At 49.8% G+C, this 20,113-nt stretch carries 12 protein-coding genes and 1 riboswitch; of the genes, 5 read left to right on the top strand and 7 right to left on the bottom strand.

Annotation, left to right across the window (positions count from 1 at the left end; translation table 11 throughout):
- Positions 1 to 303 precede the first annotated feature (303 nt).
- Complete coding sequence (gene metH / locus BN1044_RS00290; protein WP_072307066.1) at positions 304 to 3,987, top strand: methionine synthase; 3,684 nt, start codon at positions 304 to 306, stop codon at positions 3,985 to 3,987.
- A gap of 519 nt (positions 3,988 to 4,506) precedes the next feature.
- Here metH and lysC read toward each other — a convergent pair.
- Both lysC and BN1044_RS00300 read right to left on the bottom strand, forming a co-directional pair.
- A complete protein-coding gene (lysC, locus tag BN1044_RS00295; protein WP_072307067.1) occupies positions 4,507 to 5,856 on the bottom strand; it encodes a lysine-sensitive aspartokinase 3 in 1,350 nt (449 codons plus the stop codon).
- A 117-nt stretch (positions 5,857 to 5,973) separates the two neighbouring features.
- Positions 5,974 to 6,172, bottom strand: a riboswitch (Lysine riboswitch).
- Positions 6,173 to 6,393: 221 nt separating this feature from the next.
- Positions 6,394 to 8,190 (bottom strand): cation:proton antiporter, encoded by a 1,797-nt coding sequence (locus tag BN1044_RS00300; RefSeq protein WP_072307068.1) that lies wholly within the window; start codon positions 8,188 to 8,190, stop codon positions 6,394 to 6,396.
- A 334-nt stretch (positions 8,191 to 8,524) separates the two neighbouring features.
- Between BN1044_RS00300 and pgi the strand changes: the two genes are divergently transcribed.
- Complete coding sequence (gene pgi / locus BN1044_RS00305) at positions 8,525 to 10,174, top strand: glucose-6-phosphate isomerase (protein ID WP_072307069.1); 1,650 nt, start codon at positions 8,525 to 8,527, stop codon at positions 10,172 to 10,174.
- A gap of 102 nt (positions 10,175 to 10,276) precedes the next feature.
- On the opposite strand, the gene dinD is transcribed toward pgi, so the two are convergent.
- Positions 10,277 to 11,137 (bottom strand): DNA damage-inducible protein D, encoded by an 861-nt coding sequence (gene dinD, locus BN1044_RS00310; RefSeq protein WP_052439879.1) that lies wholly within the window; start codon positions 11,135 to 11,137, stop codon positions 10,277 to 10,279.
- A gap of 106 nt (positions 11,138 to 11,243) precedes the next feature.
- Positions 11,244 to 12,491: a dicarboxylate/amino acid:cation symporter gene (locus BN1044_RS00315; protein ID WP_040044755.1), complete on the bottom strand. Its 1,248-nt coding sequence runs from the start codon at positions 12,489 to 12,491 to the stop codon at positions 11,244 to 11,246.
- Between the two features lie 240 nt (positions 12,492 to 12,731).
- Between BN1044_RS00315 and psiE the strand changes: the two genes are divergently transcribed.
- Positions 12,732 to 13,139: a phosphate-starvation-inducible protein PsiE gene (gene psiE, locus BN1044_RS00320; RefSeq protein ID WP_025802457.1), complete on the top strand. Its 408-nt coding sequence runs from the start codon at positions 12,732 to 12,734 to the stop codon at positions 13,137 to 13,139.
- 105 nt (positions 13,140 to 13,244) lie between these two features.
- On the opposite strand, the gene malG is transcribed toward psiE, so the two are convergent.
- The 3 genes from malG to malE all read right to left on the bottom strand — a co-directional run bounded on the left by malG (position 13,245) and on the right by malE (position 17,063).
- A complete protein-coding gene (malG, locus tag BN1044_RS00325; RefSeq protein ID WP_072307070.1) occupies positions 13,245 to 14,135 on the bottom strand; it encodes a maltose ABC transporter permease MalG in 891 nt (296 codons plus the stop codon).
- Between the two features lie 16 nt (positions 14,136 to 14,151).
- The gene (gene malF, locus BN1044_RS00330; RefSeq protein ID WP_072307071.1) at positions 14,152 to 15,723 is read right to left on the bottom strand and encodes a maltose ABC transporter permease MalF; all 1,572 of its coding nucleotides are present in this window, start codon (positions 15,721 to 15,723) and stop codon (positions 14,152 to 14,154) included.
- A 149-nt stretch (positions 15,724 to 15,872) separates the two neighbouring features.
- Positions 15,873 to 17,063 (bottom strand): maltose/maltodextrin ABC transporter substrate-binding protein MalE, encoded by a 1,191-nt coding sequence (malE, locus tag BN1044_RS00335; RefSeq protein WP_025802450.1) that lies wholly within the window; start codon positions 17,061 to 17,063, stop codon positions 15,873 to 15,875.
- A 505-nt stretch (positions 17,064 to 17,568) separates the two neighbouring features.
- On the opposite strand from malE, the gene malK reads away from it, so the two are divergent.
- Entirely contained in the window at positions 17,569 to 18,678 is a 1,110-nt protein-coding gene (gene malK, locus BN1044_RS00340; RefSeq protein WP_072307072.1) for a maltose/maltodextrin ABC transporter ATP-binding protein MalK, read from the top strand.
- A gap of 97 nt (positions 18,679 to 18,775) precedes the next feature.
- Positions 18,776 to 20,074, top strand: coding sequence for a maltoporin (locus BN1044_RS00345; RefSeq protein WP_139130858.1), 1,299 nt, complete (start codon positions 18,776 to 18,778; stop codon positions 20,072 to 20,074).
- Positions 20,075 to 20,113: the final 39 nt, after the last annotated feature.

Raw genomic sequence — 20,113 nt, forward strand, 5'->3', positions numbered from 1 at the left:
TTGAGTGCTCTCCTGAGACAGTCATAAATAATTATTTTTATTGAACAAATTCGTATTAAAAAAATGTTATAAAAATGGAATCTATTTTCGTTTTCGACATTATGGATGCGATCGTGGTTTTTAACTGCTCCGACGTGTTCAAAGTCAGAGGCCGCACGCAAAAGTCACCTGAAAAAGTCTCAAGATCGCCTCCGCCAACAGAACTGAAACCTATGTTAGGATGAGGAAACGTTACTTTTTTGAATAAAAAACCTGCACGAAAAGACAGGTGATATCAGGGTAAATGAAAGACTAGGAGCAACAGTGAGCACAATCGTTGAAAGATTACGTCATCAGCTTTCCCAAAGGATTTTGGTACTGGATGGCGGTATGGGAACCATGATTCAGGGCTATCGGTTAACCGAAGAGGATTTCCGGGGCGAACGCTTTGCCGATTGGCAAAGTGACCTAAAAGGCAATAACGACCTATTGGTTCTCACTCAGCCGGACATTATCAGCGCGATACACTATGAGTATCTTGAAGCTGGCGCTGATATTTTGGAAACCAACACTTTCAACTCCACGCGCATTGCGATGGCGGATTACCACATGGAATCCCTGTCGGCTGAAATTAACTATGAAGCTGCGCGTCTGGCGCGGGCATGTGCCGATGAATGGACCGCGCGTACGCCAGACAAACCGCGCTATGTTGCTGGGGTGCTAGGCCCGACCAACCGCACCGCCTCTATTTCTCCTGATGTTAACGATCCCGCATTTCGTAATATTTCGTTTGATCAGTTAGTTGAAGCCTATCGTGAATCAACACATGCGTTGGTGGAAGGCGGAGTCGATCTGATAATGATCGAAACCATCTTTGATACGCTGAATGCGAAAGCCGCGATCTATGCGGTGGAAACCGAGTTTGAGGCCATGGGGATCGCGCTGCCGGTGATGATCTCCGGCACCATTACCGATGCTTCAGGGCGTACTCTGTCAGGTCAAACTACCGAAGCGTTTTACAACTCGTTGCGCCACGTTAAACCGCTGACTTTCGGCCTCAACTGCGCTTTAGGTCCAGATGAGCTTCGCCAATATGTGGCCGAGCTTTCGCGTATCGCAGAATGCTACGTTACCGCGCACCCAAATGCGGGTTTGCCTAACGCCTTTGGTGAATACGATCTTGGCCCGCAAGAGATGGCTGAGCACATTTCAGAATGGGCGCAGGCCGGATTCTTAAACATTGTCGGTGGTTGCTGTGGTACCACACCGGCGCACATTGCGGCGATCAGTCAGGCCGTCGAAGGCGTAAAACCACGCGTGTTGCCCGATATTCCGGTTGCCTGCCGTTTAGCTGGGTTAGAACCGCTGACCATTGATGCCAATACGCTGTTTGTTAACGTGGGTGAGCGTACTAACGTTACCGGATCGGCAAAATTTAAGAGACTGATTAAAGAAGATAAATACGCTGAGGCGCTGGAAGTTGCGCTACAGCAGGTTGAAAGCGGCGCACAGATCATCGACATCAATATGGATGAAGGGATGCTCGATGCAGAAGCGGCAATGGTGCGTTTCCTTAGCCTGATCGCCGGTGAACCAGATATTGCTCGTGTGCCGATTATGATCGATTCCTCTAAATGGGAGGTGATCGAGAAAGGTCTTAAATGCATTCAGGGCAAAGGCATTGTTAACTCGATCTCAATGAAAGAGGGCGAGGAAAAATTTATCGAACATGCCCGCAAAGTTCGCCGCTACGGCGCGGCGATGGTGGTAATGGCGTTTGATGAAGTCGGACAGGCGGATACGCGCGAGCGTAAGATTGAAATTTGCCGCCGTGCTTATAAATTGCTGACCGAAACCGTCGGTTTCCCGCCAGAAGATATTATTTTTGACCCCAATATTTTCGCGGTTGCTACCGGGATTGAAGAGCACAACAACTATGCCGTGGACTTTATCGAAGCCTGCGCAGATATCAAAGCGGAACTGCCGCACGCGCTGATTTCTGGCGGTGTCTCCAACGTTTCATTCTCTTTCCGTGGTAACGATCCGGTTCGTGAGGCAATTCACGCCGTGTTCTTGTATTACGCGATCCGCAACGGCATGGACATGGGGATCGTGAATGCTGGGCAGTTGGCGATCTACGACGATCTTCCAGCGGATCTGCGCGATGCGGTTGAAGATGTGATCCTAAACCGCCGTGAAGATGGCACTGAGCGTTTGCTGGATCTGGCTGAAAAATATCGTGGTAGCAAAAGCGACGACGATAGCACCAAACCGCAGGCCGAATGGCGCGGCTGGCCAGTGAAAAAGCGTTTGGAATATTCTCTGGTTAAAGGTATTACCGAATTTATTGAATTGGATACCGAAGAAGCTCGTCTTGAGGCCGACCGTCCCATTCAGGTGATTGAAGGTCCGCTGATGGACGGGATGAATGTGGTCGGCGATCTGTTTGGTGACGGAAAAATGTTCTTGCCGCAGGTGGTTAAATCCGCCCGCGTCATGAAGCAGGCCGTGGCCTATCTCGAACCGTTCATTGAAGCGAGCAAAGAGAAAGGCACATCGGCCGGAAAAGTGCTGTTGGCGACCGTCAAAGGCGACGTGCATGACATTGGTAAGAATATCGTTGGCGTCGTTTTGCAGTGTAACAACTACGAGATCATCGATCTTGGTGTGATGGTACCTTGCGATAAAATTCTAAAAACGGCCCGTGAGCAAAACGTTGATATCATCGGACTGTCGGGTCTTATCACCCCTTCACTGGATGAAATGGTGTACGTGGCCAAAGAGATGGAGCGGCAAGGTTTCGATCTGCCGTTGCTGATTGGCGGTGCAACTACGTCGAAGGCGCATACGGCGGTCAAAATAGAGCAGAACTATAGCGGTCCAACGACCTATGTTTCGAACGCGTCACGGACCGTTGGCGTAGTTGCGGCGCTGCTATCGCCAACGCAAAAGCCTGATTTTATTGCTCGAACCCGTAAAGAGTATGAAACCGTGCGTATTCAGCATGCACGCAAGAAACCGCGCACGCCTCCGGTGACGCTGGAAGCCGCGCGCGAGAACGCGATGTCACTGGACTGGGCCGATTATACGCCGCCTGTTCCACATCGTTTGGGTGTACATCAGGTGACGGCCAGCATTGATGTGCTGCGCAATTATATTGATTGGACGCCGTTCTTTATGACGTGGTCGCTGGCAGGAAAATACCCGCGCATCTTGGAAGATGAGGTGGTGGGTGAAGAAGCCAAACGTGTATTTGCCGATGCTAATGCCATGCTCGATGATTTGGCTCGCAGCGGTAAGCTGAATCCGCGTGGGGTTTATGGCCTATTCCCGGCTAATCGCGTGGGTGATGATGTTGAAATCTATAGCAATGAGTTCCGCAACGAGCTGTTGGTTACGGGGCATCATCTGCGTCAGCAAACGGAAAAAACGGATTTCGCCAACTATTGTTTGGCTGATTTCGTGGCGCCTAAATCTAGCGGCAAAGCAGATTACATCGGGGCGTTCGCGGTAACAGGTGGGCTCGAAGAAGATACGTTAGCCGATGCGTATGAAGCGCAGCACGATGATTACAACAAAATCATGGTGAAAGCACTTTCGGATCGCTTGGCGGAGGCTTTTGCTGAATATCTGCATGAAAAAGTGCGTAAGGTGCATTGGGGCTATGCTGCTAATGAAAATCTCAGTAACGAAGAGTTGATCCGTGAAAACTATCAAGGGATCCGCCCTGCGCCTGGTTATCCTGCCTGCCCTGAACATACTGAAAAAGCGGCGATCTGGACGCTACTCGATGCAGAGAATAGCGTTGGCATGAAGCTAACGGAGTCCTATGCGATGTGGCCGGGGGCATCGGTTTCTGGCTGGTATTTCAGTCATCCAGAGAGCAAATATTTTGCCGTTGCACAGATCCAACGCGATCAGGTTGAAGACTATGCTCAACGTAAGGGAATGCCGGTTAGCGAGGTTGAACGATGGCTGGCGCCTAATCTTGGGTATGATGCGGATTAATAGCGAGGCATCTTCGCTTTTGTGAGACTCGGGGGTGGTTTCGGTAGCCCATATACCCCGAGTTTGCATGTGACTTTTGCCTAAGGCTCCCGAAGAAAGGTTGCTAGCGCGCAACCTCTCGACTCTCGCGCTTTTGTCCAAGATGCCATCTCCGCTCCGCTCCGGTTTGGTATCGGCCATCCATGGCCGCCCCAAACTCCACGCCAACATCGTGTTGGCGTGGCTCTTTCTTCCAAAACTTGAATTTAAAACAGTTGGTAAGGCTTTGGCCTTAGATTTTCAGTGCGTGAAATGCATGATAGAACCGCCATCAAGGATGATGGCGGTAGGTTGAGGGCACACAGGGATGTGTGCTCCGAGACTGGTCGGCCAAGCGACTCTGTAAAAAAGAGCGCGGGTTAAGGGTATGCGCTCAGGCATACCCTTATCGGACGCCTACGCGATCAGTTTCATGTGAAACCGTTACTGACAGGCGGTCGAAACCTTACACCGTTTCGACATAAACTCAGCTTTTAGCCTCTACTCGAAGAGGTTGCTGTGGAGTGCGCGCACGACATGCTCGGCATTTTCACCGGGAACGAGGAAGCAAAGGTTATGGCTGCTAGCACCGTAGCAAATCATGCGAATATTGAACGGCTCCATGACACCAAACACCTCTTTGCCAACGCCGCAGGCTGAGGAGAGTTTGTTACCAATCAATGCCACCAGCGCCAGATTCTCTTCCACTTCTACGCGGCATAGAGAAGACAGCTCGGTTAACAGTGATGTGGTTAATAAGCTTGCTCCGCTGGTGCAAGAACCGGTGGTATCCAGCGTTAGGGCGATGCTGACTTCAGATGTAGTGATTAAATCCACGGAAATATTGTGACGTGCCAGAATGCCGAACACTTCAGCCAAGAAACCTCGGGCGTGGAGCATGTTTAGGCTGTGCAACGTCATCAATGTTTGTTTGCGGCGCAATGCAAGGGCGCGGAACAGCGGTGGCTGTTCTGTTTTATTGCACACTAATGTTCCGCCAGCGGCAGGATCTTTACTGGAGCCGACGAACACCGGGATATCGCGACGTACTGCGGGCAATAAGGTTGCTGGATGTAAAACCTTCGCGCCGAAAGTTGCCATCTCAGCAGCTTCAGAAAAACCGATTTCGCTGATACGGCGAGCGGCGGGCACGATGCGTGGATCGGTAGTGTAGATGCCGGGAACATCCGTCCAGATATCAACGCGTGCGGCATTCAGCGCTTCACCAAGCAGCGCTGCGGTATAGTCACTGCCACCGCGGCCAAGCGTAGTGGTGCGGCCTTTAGCTTCGCTACCAATGAAACCTTGGGTAATGACGATCGCTTCCCGTATGCGTGGCACCAACTGCTGTTGTGCTAATTCGTACAGCGCATGGGTGTCTGGTTCTGCGCGGCCAAAACGATCGTTTGTACGCATGATTTTTCGCACGTCGAACCATTCGGCGTTTACATCACGTTGGCGAAGCAGCTCGACGAACAGCAGGGTGGACATGAGTTCACCATGACTAACTAATTCGTCGGTCAAGGCTGGCGAGGTGGCCAGCGCAGCGGCTTCTGACAGCATGGTGATATTCTCTAGCATGCGGTCAATCTCATCGCGCAGCACGTTTGGCTGATGCAACGTATCGAGGATGTTGTACTGAATGCGGCGAATTTCGTCGATGACGCCATGACGCTTCTCCTGATCGCAGCCGTCAGCCAGTTCTACCAGTAAATTGGTGACGCCCGCAGAGGCAGATAACACCACCACGCGCACATTCGAATTAGAAAGAACAATATTGGCACTGTTTTGCATAGCGTCAGCGTTAGCCACGCTGGTGCCGCCAAATTTTGCGACGATGGTATTATTCATGTAAGCCTCGTGTCAGGGAAGCCCGCGTTAATTCACTTAATCGGGCTAGAAATTCCATTACCTTGGCACAAGGAGAGAGCGGTATACGGGAGCAGACGTAGGGATTAAAGCTACGATACACCCAGAAGCGCCTCACCTTGCCGATCCCCCGGAATACAGAGAATCGAGGTGACAGCCCAAGGGATTCAGCCCTTGTAGCCGACGTAGCAGTTTCTCCGGTGGGCTGCTGCGCCTCGGCGTCACACCCCCTCGCGTATCGTCAATGGAAACCGGCTCCTCTGATACGCTACCTGAGCAACGCGCCTCTTCTGGCTTGTACACGTGATGTACAAGTAGGTTTTTAGAAATAGCGACTTATTGAAGTTATGTCAATGTCATTAACATGAGCGATTTTCAATTTGAACGGGAATAAGTTACAACGGCGAATGTTAAGTTATATCTTCTTGAATAATATAATTTAATAGCGAATGACTCTGTTATTAGCTGTGCGCATGGCCTACCGGTAAGCTGATAAGCCATGCTAATAAAATGTTAGTTTTACATGGTGACCGAATCGTCCTGAACTAATGCAACTAGCGTACATGGCATCGCCGGAACGCTATTTTCATTTACCGGCTGTAAGGCGCCATTTTCTTTTTGAGCGAACAAGGGGATCACTCCCTGATGTTTTTCCAGATATTCCACCCAGCCAAAGTTTTCATTAAGTTTGGTCGCCTTGATCACTGCGCCTTTGCTTAGCAAGGTACTCAAACGTGAATAGGTCGCTTCGCGATTAAACAAAATCTCATGACGACGGAAACGGCTGCTTTCACCGTTGCTGCGGCCTTTGAGCTGTGCGCTGGAACGAATGGAAAACACTTTGCGCTCACCAAAAATATGCCCGAAGTGATAAACCGCGAGCGCGTTTTGATGCCGGTTTGGTGATAGGGCAAGTACCTGAGCCGTATCGCTGAGGTCGAGGTAGTTTTCTGCGTGTTCAGAGTAAGCGTGGCCGTAATAGGCGGGGATACCATCCATGCGGGCCTGACGATAATATTCCCAACTGCTGTCTGTCACCATCACGGGAATTTTCAGCTTAATCAACGCCTGCGCGACCGCGCGCGCAACGCTGTTGGCCCCGATAATCAGTACGCCTCGAGGTTTTTGTTGTTGCACGCCTAACCAGCGCGCCAGACGTGAGCTGGTTAAGCTTTGCAAAACTACCGTGCCAATAATGACCGCAAAAACCACCGTGACGAGTTTATCTGCTTCAGGATAATTCATTCGTTGTAGCGTTAGCGCGAACAGAGAGCTAACGGCGGCGGCGACAATTCCGCGTGGAGCAATCCAAGACAGCAGCGCTTTTTCCCGCCACTTCAACGATGAACCCGCGGTTGACACGGCTATACACAGCGGGCGAGCAATAAACTGCACAATCAGCAACACGATGACCAGCGGCCAGCCCATATTCCAAAGCGCATCGACATCCAGTCGCGCCGCCAAAATGATAAACAGTGCTGAAATCAAAATGGCCGAAAGCTCTTCTTTAAACGCCAGAATGTCGCTGATATCAACGTCGCGCATGTTGGCAAGCCAAATACCCATGACGGTAACAGCCAATAAGCCGGACTCTTCTGCGACCGCGTTCGAGAACCCAAAAGCGCTGAGCATAACCGCCAATACCGCCAAATTTTGCAGATAGCGCGGGATCCACACCTTGCGCAACGCCACGCCGAGCACATAGCCAAATAGGGCGCCAATCAGCAGGCCAAGTACCACGGTTTTGCCAAAGGTGACAAACAGGTGGGTCCATGCCTCGGAGTTTTGGCGCAGAACGATAAACTCAAATACCAGTACGGTGAAAATCGCACCGACAGGATCAATGACAATCCCTTCCCACCTCAGTACGCGGTTTATACTTGCTTTGGGGCGAACCACGCGCATTAGCGGCGCAATGACGGTCGGGCCTGTCACAACCGTCACCGCCCCCACTAGCGCAGAGAGCTCAGCAGAAAAACCGAGCAGCCACCAACATGAAACGGAAATGATGGCGAAGGTTACGAGCATTCCGATGCTGACCAAATTGCGAACAACGCCGCCCAATCCGCGAATCTCCTCAAAGCGTAGAGTCAGCGAACCTTCAAATAAAATAATGGCGACCGAGAGAGAGACGAGTGGAAAAAGCAGCTCGCCAAAGAGGGCGTCAGGGTTAACTACATGTGAGAGGGGGCCAAGCGTGATGCCCATGATAAGCAAGGGTAAAATCGCAGGAATTCGTAACCTCCAGGCTAACCACTGGGCCACGAGTGAGCTAATGCCGATAATCACCAGCATTAAGGGGGTTGATAGTTCCATAATATAAACCTTAGAAACGGTTAACAAAAACAGTTGGTTATCATGACAGTTTAGCAACAATATGGCGGAGCGCAGCTGTTTGGCTGAAAGGAGTCAGTATCAGGTGGCAAAAGGGGTTAACAGTTTTCAACTATCGCAACAAAAGTGATCGCAACCCGGGGGGAAAAGGATACAATTTGGTAAATCGTTGGGAAAAGATGGCTCAGTACCCGCTCGTCGTCACTCCAGTTTTCGTGGAACCGCCGAGTTTTGGTCACTTGCTGGCCTCGATGTTCAGAAGAACACATGTCTGAAGAACAAACTTTCTTTTATTCTCAAGCATAAAGGCGTCGCTATGAAAAATATCAATCCTAGTCAAACCGCTGCCTGGCATGCGCTGCAGCAGCATTTCGAGCAAATGAAATCTGTGCAGATGCGCGATCTGTTCGCTCAAGATGCCGACCGCTTCTCTAAGTTCTCTGCTACCTTTGATGACCAGATGCTGGTCGATTTCTCTAAAAACCGCATCACCACAGAGACCCTCGAAAAGCTGCAGGCATTAGCCAAAGAAACGGATTTGCAGGGGGCAATTGCCTCCATGTTTGCTGGCGAAAAGATTAACCGTACCGAAGACCGTGCTGTTCTGCATATTGCTTTGCGTAACCGCAGCAACACTCCAATTATCGTGGATGGCAAAGATGTGATGCCTGAAGTGAATGCGGTGCTGGCTAAGATGAAACAGTTCTGCGAACGCGTTATCGGCGGTGAGTGGAAAGGCTATACCGGTAAAACCATTACTGACGTGGTGAACATTGGTATCGGTGGTTCAGACTTAGGCCCATACATGGTGACCGAAGCGCTGAAACCATACAAAAATCACTTGAGCATGCATTTTGTTTCTAACGTCGATGGTACTCATATTGCCGAAACGTTGAAAACCTTAAACCCAGAAACTACGCTTTTCCTCGTTGCTTCTAAAACCTTCACCACACAAGAAACCATGACTAACGCCCACAGCGCGCGTGATTGGTTCCTGAAATCAGCTGGTAATGAAGCCCACGTTGCGAAGCACTTTGCCGCGCTTTCTACCAATGGTAAAGCGGTTGGTGAGTTTGGCATTGATACTGCCAATATGTTTGAGTTCTGGGACTGGGTCGGCGGTCGTTACTCGCTGTGGTCTGCTATCGGCCTGTCTATTGCGTTGAGCATTGGTTTCGATAATTTTGAACAGTTGCTGAGCGGCGCTCATGCGATGGACCAACATTTTGCCAATACGCCAATTGAGCAAAATCTGCCAGTACAGCTCGCACTCATTGGCATCTGGTATAACAATTTCTTCGGTGCAGAAACCGAAGCGATTCTGCCATATGACCAATATATGCACCGTTTCCCAGCCTATTTCCAGCAAGGAAATATGGAGTCTAACGGCAAATACGTGGATCGTAACGGCAATCCAGTTTCTTACCAGACGGGCCCAATCATTTGGGGCGAGCCGGGTACGAACGGCCAGCATGCGTTCTATCAGCTAATTCATCAAGGAACTAAACTGGTTCCTTGTGACTTTATCGCTCCTGCGATTAGCCACAATGCGTTAGGCGATCACCACAGCAAACTGCTGTCTAACTTCTTTGCTCAAACTGAAGCGCTTGCCTTCGGTAAGTCACGGGAAGAAGTGGAAGAAGAGTTTGCGAAAGCCGGTAAAACTGCGGCAGAAGTGGCGCACATCGTACCGTTCAAAGTGTTTGAAGGTAACCGCCCAACGAACTCCATTCTGCTGCGTGAAATCACGCCATATAGCTTGGGCTTGTTAATCGCCTTGTACGAACACAAAATCTTCACTCAGGGTGCAATTCTGAATATCTTCACCTTTGACCAATGGGGTGTAGAGCTGGGTAAACAGCTAGCGAACCGTATCCTGCCTGAGTTGAGCGGTAGCGAAGAGGTAAACAGTCACGATAGTTCAACTAATGCGTTGATTAATCGTTTTAAAAACTGGCGCGCATAATTTAGCTAACCCTTTAAATTAATACATAAAAAACGCCATCCGAGAGGGTGGCGTTTTTGTTGGTTGAACAAGACCATTTTCGTGGCGCCACGAAAATGGTCCCTATTTTTTAGTGATAGGTGTTTGTAGTCCCTTTGAGCCTAGCTTTTTGTCTTGGGCTTTGACTCGACGCTGGAGTTTTTTAAGATCCTCTTCAGCAGGCAACTCCTCTGGTTTTATATGCCTTAATCCCAACATGTCACGCACGCTGACATTATTTTGTTCGTGTTCTGACGTGATAGGCTGCTCACCGTGAAGGTCAATTTGTTGCACGTTATAATTGGTCATCTCGGTTGCTAGATTTTTAGCGGCAATGGTTAAAGTGGGAAGAAAATCGGCTAATGGTCGGTTTTTCACAATTCCGTACCGATCTTTCATATCTTGAGTGGTATGCCCACCAAATAATGCCGCGTCTCCTCGAGAGCGAATACGAGAGAAACCGGCATCATCAATGCCGCGCTCATAAATATTCTGTGATAGAGCCTTCTCTGATTCTTTCAATCGATCCCTTGCTTCTAAGCGCGCATATAGGCGCATACGATCTTCGATAAGCTCTTGTTTGCGCGTTTGTACCGCAAAGTAGCTCTGAGCAAAGGCAATTTCCGGCTTACGCGGATCGCCATTCTGGGCAATAAGATAACAGGCGTAACGCGTCAAAATCAGATCTTCAACCGCCCGTTCTGCGCCGCTGCCGAGCAGAACCATTTTCGTGACGCCACGAAAATGGTCGAGCTCTTTAAAGCCAGATAAACGGCAGGCTTCAATGGATCTGATGATGGCGGTTTGGAAGTTTTCCCAACGAGCGTAGCCAAGATGAGGTTGGAGATCGCGTGCGAACCAAAACTCAATACCATCAGAATCGGTGCGTTGTGCGAGTGAATCGAAATGCTGTTGTAACATCTGAAGTTTTTTATCTAATGCCATGGAAAATCCCTCTAAAAAAGTAACGTCCAAAGACGGGCGTTATCCCTTGTTCAGAGGGGGACTTCCACGGTGTTTCGCTAGCTTTGCGAAGCGTATCGCAGGGTATTTAACCTTGCATACAGGCTTTGCGCTTCAACCAATCCTTGCCTTCCACAAATCGTGTAACCATCATGGCGCAGACGGTATTCCCTGTGGAGTTCAGCAACGTGGCAGGAACGTCGATGATGGTGCTGATAATCATGATGGTACCGACCAGTTCAGGTGAGAAACCGAATACTGAGCAAATCATCAATTCACCGGTCATTCCGCCGCTTGGAATCGCGCCCATGACGGCACCGACCAAGAATGCGACGCTGATGATGGCAGCGATATTCATCGGATCGCTCATATCTTTATGGAATAACGTAAACAGAAATACGATTTTAATGATGCCGCCGATTACCGAGCCATCTTTATGCGTGTTGGCACCCAAAGGGATGACGGTTTCAGCGATATCATGGGGGACGCCCATTTTTTTAGTCGCAATCAGGTTTGCTGGAATACAGGCCGCGCTGGATGAGGTAGCGACTGCGGTAATCGCTGGCGTCAGTACGTTAGACCAAAAGACTTTAACGCCCAGTTTTCCACCTGCAACAAACGCATACAGCGTGTTTGCGCCGAAGAAGTAGATCACAGTCAGGATGAGATAGAGCAGGAAAGCATTCAGATAGCCATTGATAATCTGTGGCCCTAAATGACCGACGGTAGCGGCAAAGTAGCAGCCTAAGCCAACCGGTGCGGCATACATGATGATTTTCACCATGCGAAGAATAACGACGGTACCTGAGGTCAGAAAGTTGGCGATCGGCTGACCTTTTTCCCCCGACATCGAGGTTGCTAATCCTAACAACACGGAGAACACGATGAGTGGCAGCAGGCTAGATTTGGTAAACAGCTGCAGGAAATCAGGAACGGTAAAGGTATTTACGATGATTTCGCCGAGGCTTTTGCCGTGTGAATCAGGTGCAGGTGGTAAATGTGCAATCAGCGTACTGACGTCAACGTTTTGGAATGGGTTGTAAATCTGGGTGCCGATGAAGGCGATAACCGCGGCAATGAGCGCGGTGCTCAGGAATACGGCAAAAACCGTTCCCATAATTTTACCCAGACGCGCCATCTGTTTCATTTCTGCAATAGAAGACGAAATGCTGAGAAACACCAGCGGCACAATGACGACAAACATTAGATTAAGGAAAAGATCCCCGATCGGCTGCACAATTGCGGCCTTTTCTCCGAAAACGATACCGGATAGCCCACCGAGGATAATCCCTAGCAGTAAGCAAATAGTAAAACCATAATGACGTAGTATTTTCATATTGTTTTATTTCTCAATCGTTAGAACACCCTGGCATAAGCTGCGGTAATCATTCGCGATAAGGCGAAAGTTGGCCGGACGACATAGTAAAACGATTAGCAAAAAAATGTCGCGAAATGTGAGGGCCGTTAAGTTTCTGTCTGAGGATATGCAGATTTATTTTGGTTTGGGGATAGACGACAAAATAGCCATTTTGTTAACTTGATCACATAAAATGATTAACGGCACAGAGGAACATCGATGCCAGGAACCAAACAAGCGAGCGCTATCGCGAAGATTTTGCAGTGGATTTTGAATGCTGGCCTATTAATGCTGGCCGTGATTTTAGTGGTGTTTCTGGCGAAAGAAACCTTCACGCTGGGGACGGTGCTGTTCAACGCCAGCGAAACCGCATCTTCTTATCTGCTCATTGAAGGGATTGTTATTTACTTCCTTTACTTCGAGTTTATTGCGCTAATCGTGAAGTATTTCCAGTCGGGATATCACTTTCCCTTACGTTATTTTATCTACATCGGTATAACCGCAATCATTCGTTTGATTATTGTCGACCACAAAAACCCGGCCGATACGCTGATTTATTCGGCGGCCATTTTGGTTCTTGTGGTGGCACTATTTTTAGCGAATACAGAAAAGCTCAAGCGAGAATAAGGCGAAAAGAAAAGGCGGCCAATAGGCCGCCAAAGTCGTTATAGCTAAAGCGATAACGGGATCGAATAACTGCAATGGCACAACAAAGACACAGGTTTTAACGCATTACCCTTTCACACCGCCGGACGTGAGTCCGCCCACCAGCCAGCGCTGAGCCAGCAAGAATACGGCCGTAATTGGAATTGCAGACAGCACCGCAGCAGCGGCAAAGTCACCCCACAGATAGTTTTGCGGATTAAGGTATTGCTGCATGCCGACGGCCAACGTATAGCTATTCACATCGCGCAAAAGCAGAGACGCCACCGGCACTTCGGTAATCGCGGCAATAAATGACAAGATGAAGACCACCGCTAAAATAGGCACTGACAACGGTAAAAGCACCAAGCGGAAAGCCTGCCAAGGCGTAGCGCCATCGAGAGCCGCGGCCTCTTCTAACGAGTTATCGATCGTTTCGAAATAGCCTTTAATTGTCCAAACATGCAACGCAATTCCGCCCATGTAAGCGAAAATCACGCCGCCGTGGGTATTAAGACCAAGGAATGGCGCATACTGGCCGATACGATCAAAGAGTGCATACAGCGCCACTAGCGACAGCACTGCCGGGAACATTTGAAATATCAACATGCCTTTCAGCAACGAGCTTTTGCCTTTGAATTTCATGCGAGCGAAGGCATAAGCGCAGGTGGTGGAAAGTGTCACGATGCCTATCGCCGTGACCACGGCAATTTTAATCGAGTTCCACAGCCATAAAAGGACTGGGAACGGTGGCGGAGTGACGCTGCCATCTGCGTTAGTCACGGTCATACCTAACGCCAATTGCCAGTGTTCCCAAGAGATATTCTCAGGAATGAGGCTTCCAGTTGCAAAGTTGCCAGAGCGCAGCGAGATAGCGATGACCATCAGCAGTGGAAACATGATGGTGCAGATAAAGGCTAGCAGCATCAGATGTGTAAATAGCAGGCGTAAACGCTGGGATTTCGGTTGAACCATAGCCATGTTGTGGTCCCTCTCCTTAGTCGAAATTCATTTTGCTGGCTTTCAGATTCAGTATCGCCAGTGCACCAACCAACAGGAAAATCAGCGTGGCAATCGCTGCCGCTAAACCAAAGTCTTGCCCACCACCACCTTCAAAGGCGATGCGATAGGTATAGCTCACCAGTAAATCGGTATAGCCTGCCGGCGTAGAGGTTCCGAGCATATCTGGACCGCCGTTAGTTAATAACTGAATCAAAACAAAGTTATTAAAGTTGAAGGCAAAACTGGCAATCATCAGCGGCGTTAACGGCTTAATCAGCAGCGGCAGCGTAATGCGGAAGAAATTCTGCATTGGGCCTGCGCCGTCCATTGCCGAGGCTTCGTACAAGTCGTCTGGAATAGCTTTGAGCAAGCCCATGCACAAGATCATCATGTACGGATAGCCGAGCCAAGTATTGACGATCAAAATCATACTCTTGGCGGTGAGTGGGTCGCTAAACCAAGCAGGTTTAATTCCGAACAGATGGCTGAGCATCATGTTGATTTCGCCGAAGCTTTGGTTAAATAAACCCTTAAAGATCAGTATCGAAATAAACGACGGTACGGCATAAGGCAGAATGAGCATCACGCGATACAGCGCCTTGCCCTTTAATGCCTCCCATTGAACCACACACGCCAGCACCATGCCGACGGCAACGGTGAACACCACCGTTAAGACCGAGAAGATAATGGTCCAGATAAAGATGCTGACGAATGGCTGGCGGATACCTTCGTCCTGCACTACGCGTAAAAAGTTTTTCCAGCCAATAGAAACGGTGAATCCAGGGCTCAGCTGCTCATTTTCCCATTGCCCTTGTGCATTCACCGCCTGATAGAATCCTACGTCGGTATTCGGGCGATAAACGGTGCCCGTTTGATTATTTTTGAGCGTTTCACCGTCTTGCTCAAGAGCATATAGCGGGCTGGTACCGGCAAATTGGCGTAGTGAACTCATGCGTAATTCGCCGCTTTCAGGCAAAACCGCCACGATGTTATTCAAGGCCTGACGGTTTTGAGTAATAACTCGAAGCGTAGCGCGATCGCCCGTCTGTTCAGCGCTTTCTGGCTTCATGGTTAAGCGCTGTTCTTGAGCGCTAAAGCTAAAGGGCTCTGAGATAAAACGCTGATCATTGTCGGGATTGGTCAGTTGTAAACGCCATTGATCGCCTACGGGGTAGAGGCCAAAACCGTAGGTTTTACCCGTGGTGAATTGGCGCTGCATTAATACCGATTGTGCACGCTCAAAGGTGAGCTGGTTAGTGCTGCTGTAGTTGGTGAATGCGATGGCGATGGTGCAGATAAGTGGAAACAGGACGAACAACCCCATTCCCGCGAGTCCCGGATAGACATAGCGCCACGCATAGGCTTTGCGATTGGCAAAAATGTAGAGTCCTGAACCCAGTAAAACCAGCGTCAGCATGGCAAACAGGTACTCACCCTGTGCGTACATCACAATGGTGAGATAGCCCGTAAACAGGCACATAGCGGCGATAACTATCCATTTTAGTATGTCACTCCGCCACCATTTATCCGGCTTCGCGATTGGATATTCTGTATGGGATAACGACATAAAACTCTCCCTCATTTCTCTTACGCCGGAGGCGGTTACGGACAACTTAAATTTCGGTGTTCAGACCCTCTCCAGCCCATACAGAGATCTCTGAGCAATCCCCTCCCCTGTGAAGAGGAGGGGTAGAGTGGGGTCATTTACTGGTGAACTTATTTGGCGATACGCTGCTCAGCGCCGGTCAATGCTTCTTTCACACTCTGACGCCCATTTACCGCGTTGATAATCGCGCTACGCTCGGCGTACCAGAATGCGCTCATCTGCGGGATGTTTGGCATGATTTCGCCTTTTTGGGCGTTTTGCATGGTGGCGGCGATCTTCGGATCTTTTTCCAGCGTTTCTTGGTAAGACTTCAGCGCAACCGCGCCCAGTGGCTTATCTTTGTTAACCTGTTCTAGGCCGGCATTGGTCATCAGATAGTTTTCTAAGAACTCGGTGGCCAGCTCTTTATTCGGGCTCGCGGCGTTGATGCCTGCGCTGAGTACGCCAACAAACGGTTTGGATGGATGACCTTTAAAGGTTGGCAGTAGGGCAACGCCATAGTTGATGTTGCTCTTATCGATGTTTGACCACGCCCAAGGGCCGTTGATGGTCATCGCGGTTTGTCCCTTATTGAACGCGGCCTCCGCGATGGAGTAATCGGTATCAGCATTGATATGCTTATTTTTCACCAAGTCGACGATGAACTGTAAGCCTGCCTGAGAGCCCGCGTTGTTCACGCCCACGTCTTTGATGTTGTAGGTGCCATTATCATATTTGAAGGCATAGCCACCGTCGGCTGCGATGATTGGCCATGTGAAGTACGGTTCTTGTAGATTCCACATGATGGCGCTTTTGCCTTTAGCGCGCAGTTCTTTGTCTAACGCTGGGATTTCTTCCCATGTTTTTGGCGGCTCAGGCAGAAGGTCTTTGTTATAAATCAGCGATAGCGCTTCAACAGCCACTGGGTAAGCAATCAGTTTGCCGTTAAAACGCACGGCGTCCCATGTGAACGGATATAGCTTCTCTTGGAAGGCTTTAGACGGATGGATTTCAGCCAACAGGCCAGACTGTGCATAACCCCCGAAGCGGTCATGAGCCCAGAAAATGATATCAGGACCATCGCCGGTAGCCGCGACCTGCGGGAACTTTTCTTCCAGCTTGTCTGGATGCTCAATCAACACTTTGATACCTGTTTCTTTCTCAAACTTTTTACCGACTTCGGCCAGGCCGTTATAGCCTTTATCGCCGTTAATCCAGATAACCAGTTTGCCTTCTTCAATTTTAGCGAACGCGGAAGAGGAGAGAACCAGCGTAGCCAGTGCCGAAAGGGCGAGCGTTCTGATGCCTGATTTCTTAGTCATTATCCAATCCTTCTTGTTCTGTTTCTGTCGAGGTATGAGTTGATGTCTGTGCCACCGAGCATGGAAGCCGAAGCGGTTCAGATAAGCCGTAGAGTACGAATCGTTGTTAGGCCCCTGCTTGTCGGGGATTTCTGACGCAGTGTCATACTCCTTTACACGAGATTGCTTCTCATCCTCCCCCCTTCTACGCCCCAAGGGGGTTTCTTGTGATCTACTTAACACTACCGCCTATTCTGTGGATGTAGACACAAAATCACAGGGTTATTTTTGCAAGCAGGATCACGAATTCACTGAAAGGTATGAACTTTTCACCGCACGCTATTTTCTCTCATCCTCCTATCTCCTCCCCCATGAAAAACTTTGTTACGGATGATTACGCTTCTTTGCTTAACGCGCACTATCGGCAGCAATCGATAAGGCGCATCTGCTGAACGGCATGGCTAAGGATTAGGCCGGCTGAGATGTCGCGTTAGTGGACCTCATTAGTGACAGACAGGAGTAACGCATGGCGAGCGTAGCACTGCGAAACGTATATAAGGCTTACGGAGACGTCGTCATTTCTAAAGACGTTAACCTTGAAATCCAAGACGGCGAGTTTGTAGTTTTTGTTGGGCCGTCTGGCTGTGGTAAGTCGACTTTGCTGCGCATGATTGCAGGTTTAGAAGATATTACTTCCGGTGAGCTACTCATTGCAGGCAAGCGCATGAATGAAGTGCCCCCCGCTGAGCGCGGTATTGGCATGGTTTTTCAATCTTACGCTCTGTATCCACATCTGTCCGTTGCCGACAATATGTCGTTTGGCCTCAAACTAGCTGGAACCAAAAAATCAGAGATAACCCAGCGGGTGAATCAGGTTTCTGAAGTGCTACAGCTGGCGCATTTGCTCGATCGCCGCCCTAAAGCATTATCCGGTGGCCAGCGTCAGCGCGTCGCGATTGGTCGTACGCTGGTGGCCGAACCCGACGTATTCCTGCTTGATGAACCGTTATCAAACCTAGACGCCGCTTTGCGCGTGCAAATGCGTATCGAGATTTCCCGCCTACATAAGCGCCTAGAGCGCACCATGATTTATGTCACCCACGATCAGGTGGAAGCCATGACGCTGGCAGACAAAATTGTGGTACTGGATGGCGGCAGCGTCGCGCAGATCGGTAAGCCGCTGGAGCTCTACCACTATCCGGCTAACCGCTTCGTTGCGGGCTTTATTGGTTCGCCAAAAATGAATTTCCTGCCCGTCAAAGTGACTGCCGCAGAACCACAGCGGGTTCAGATTGAATTACCTAACCGCCAATTAGTATGGCTGCCGGTTGAAGGCACCAATGTGCAGGTTGGGGGCAATCTCTCATTGGGGATCCGCCCTGAGCATTTGCTGCCGAGCCATGATGCTGAAGTCACCTTGGAAGGCGATGTTCAGGTTGTTGAGCAGTTAGGCAACGAAACCCAAATCCATATTCAGATCCCCGCTATTCGTCAAAACCTCGTTTATCGCCAGAACGACGTGGTGCTGGTAAACGAAGGTGCAAAATTTGCCATTGGCCTGCCACCTGAACGCTGTCATCTGTTCCGAGAAGATGGTGTCGCTTGCCGACGGCTGCATAAGGAGCTAGGCGTCTAGCTCTGGGTTAGAGAGATGTTAGTTAACAGTACGTTAGACCATACGTTAGACAGAGAACACTTATAACTTTATGCCGTCAGGCAACCCCTTCAGGAGAATGATGATGACTTTGCGCAAGGTACCTTTAGCACTGGCTGTTGCGAGTGCGGTGCTGTCAACACAGGCACTGGCTGTAGATTTCCACGGTTACGCTCGTTCCGGTATCGGCTGGACCGCAAGCGGCGGCGAACAACAATGCTTCAAAGCGACGGGTGCTCAAAGCAAATATCGTTTGGGTAACGAATGTGAAACCTATGCGGAATTGAAGCTGGGCCAAGAGCTGTGGAAAGATGGCGACAAGAGTTTCTACTTTGACACCAACGTAGCGTACTCCGTGCAGCAGACCAATGACTGGGAAGCGACAGATCCAGCCTTCCGTGAAGCCAATATCCAAGCCAAAAACGTCATCGAATGGGCTCCAGGCTCAACGCTGTGGGCAGGTAAGCGTTTCTATCAACGTCATGACGTTCATATGATCGACTTCTACTACTGGGATATTTCAGGCCCGGGCGCAGGTTTAGAAAATATCGATCTGGGCTTCGGTAAATTGTCTATCGCCGCAACTCGTAATACCGAAACCGGCGGCTCAACCAATTTCAGTTCTCAAGACCAACGCGATTTAATTAAAGACACCGCCAACGACGTTTACGACGTGCGTTTAGCCGGTTTGGAAACCAACCCAGGCGGTACGCTGGAATTAGGTTTTGACTACGGTCGTTCTAACCCAACCGATGGCTACCATCGCGCCAAAGATGCCTCAAAAGACGGCTTCATGGTGACCGCGGAACACACCCAGTCGATCTACAGCGGCTTTAACAAATTTGTCGTTCAGTATGCGACTGATTCCATGACCTCAAATAACTCAGGTCACTCCGAAGGCTCCAGCATCAACAACAACGGTCATATGATCCGCGTTCTGGATCACGGCGGCATCGACTTCAACGACAAGTGGGCGTTGATGTATGTAGGTATGTATCAGGACATCGATCGCGATGACAAAAATGGTACTACTTGGTACACCGCGGGTATTCGCCCGATGTACAAATGGACACCAATCATGAGCACCTTGATGGAGTTCGGCTATGACAACGTGAAATCACAGCGCACTGGTGACAACAACAACCAGTACAAAGTGACGTTGGCGCAGCAGTGGCAGGCTGGCGACAGCATCTGGTCACGTCCGGCAATCCGCCTGTTCGCAACCTACGCGAAATGGGATGAGAAATGGGGCTATGCAACTAACACCGATACTGGTTACAGCGACGGCGTTGCATACAACGATAACAACACCCACAAATTCAGCCGTGGAAATGACGATGAAGTCACCTTCGGCGCGCAGATGGAAGTTTGGTGGTAACGGCTGTTTGACGGCGGCGGGGTGATCCCGCCGCGTTTG

The sequence above is a fragment of the Hafnia alvei genome (assembly GCF_900095695.1).
Lineage (GTDB): Bacteria > Pseudomonadota > Gammaproteobacteria > Enterobacterales > Enterobacteriaceae > Hafnia > Hafnia alvei_B.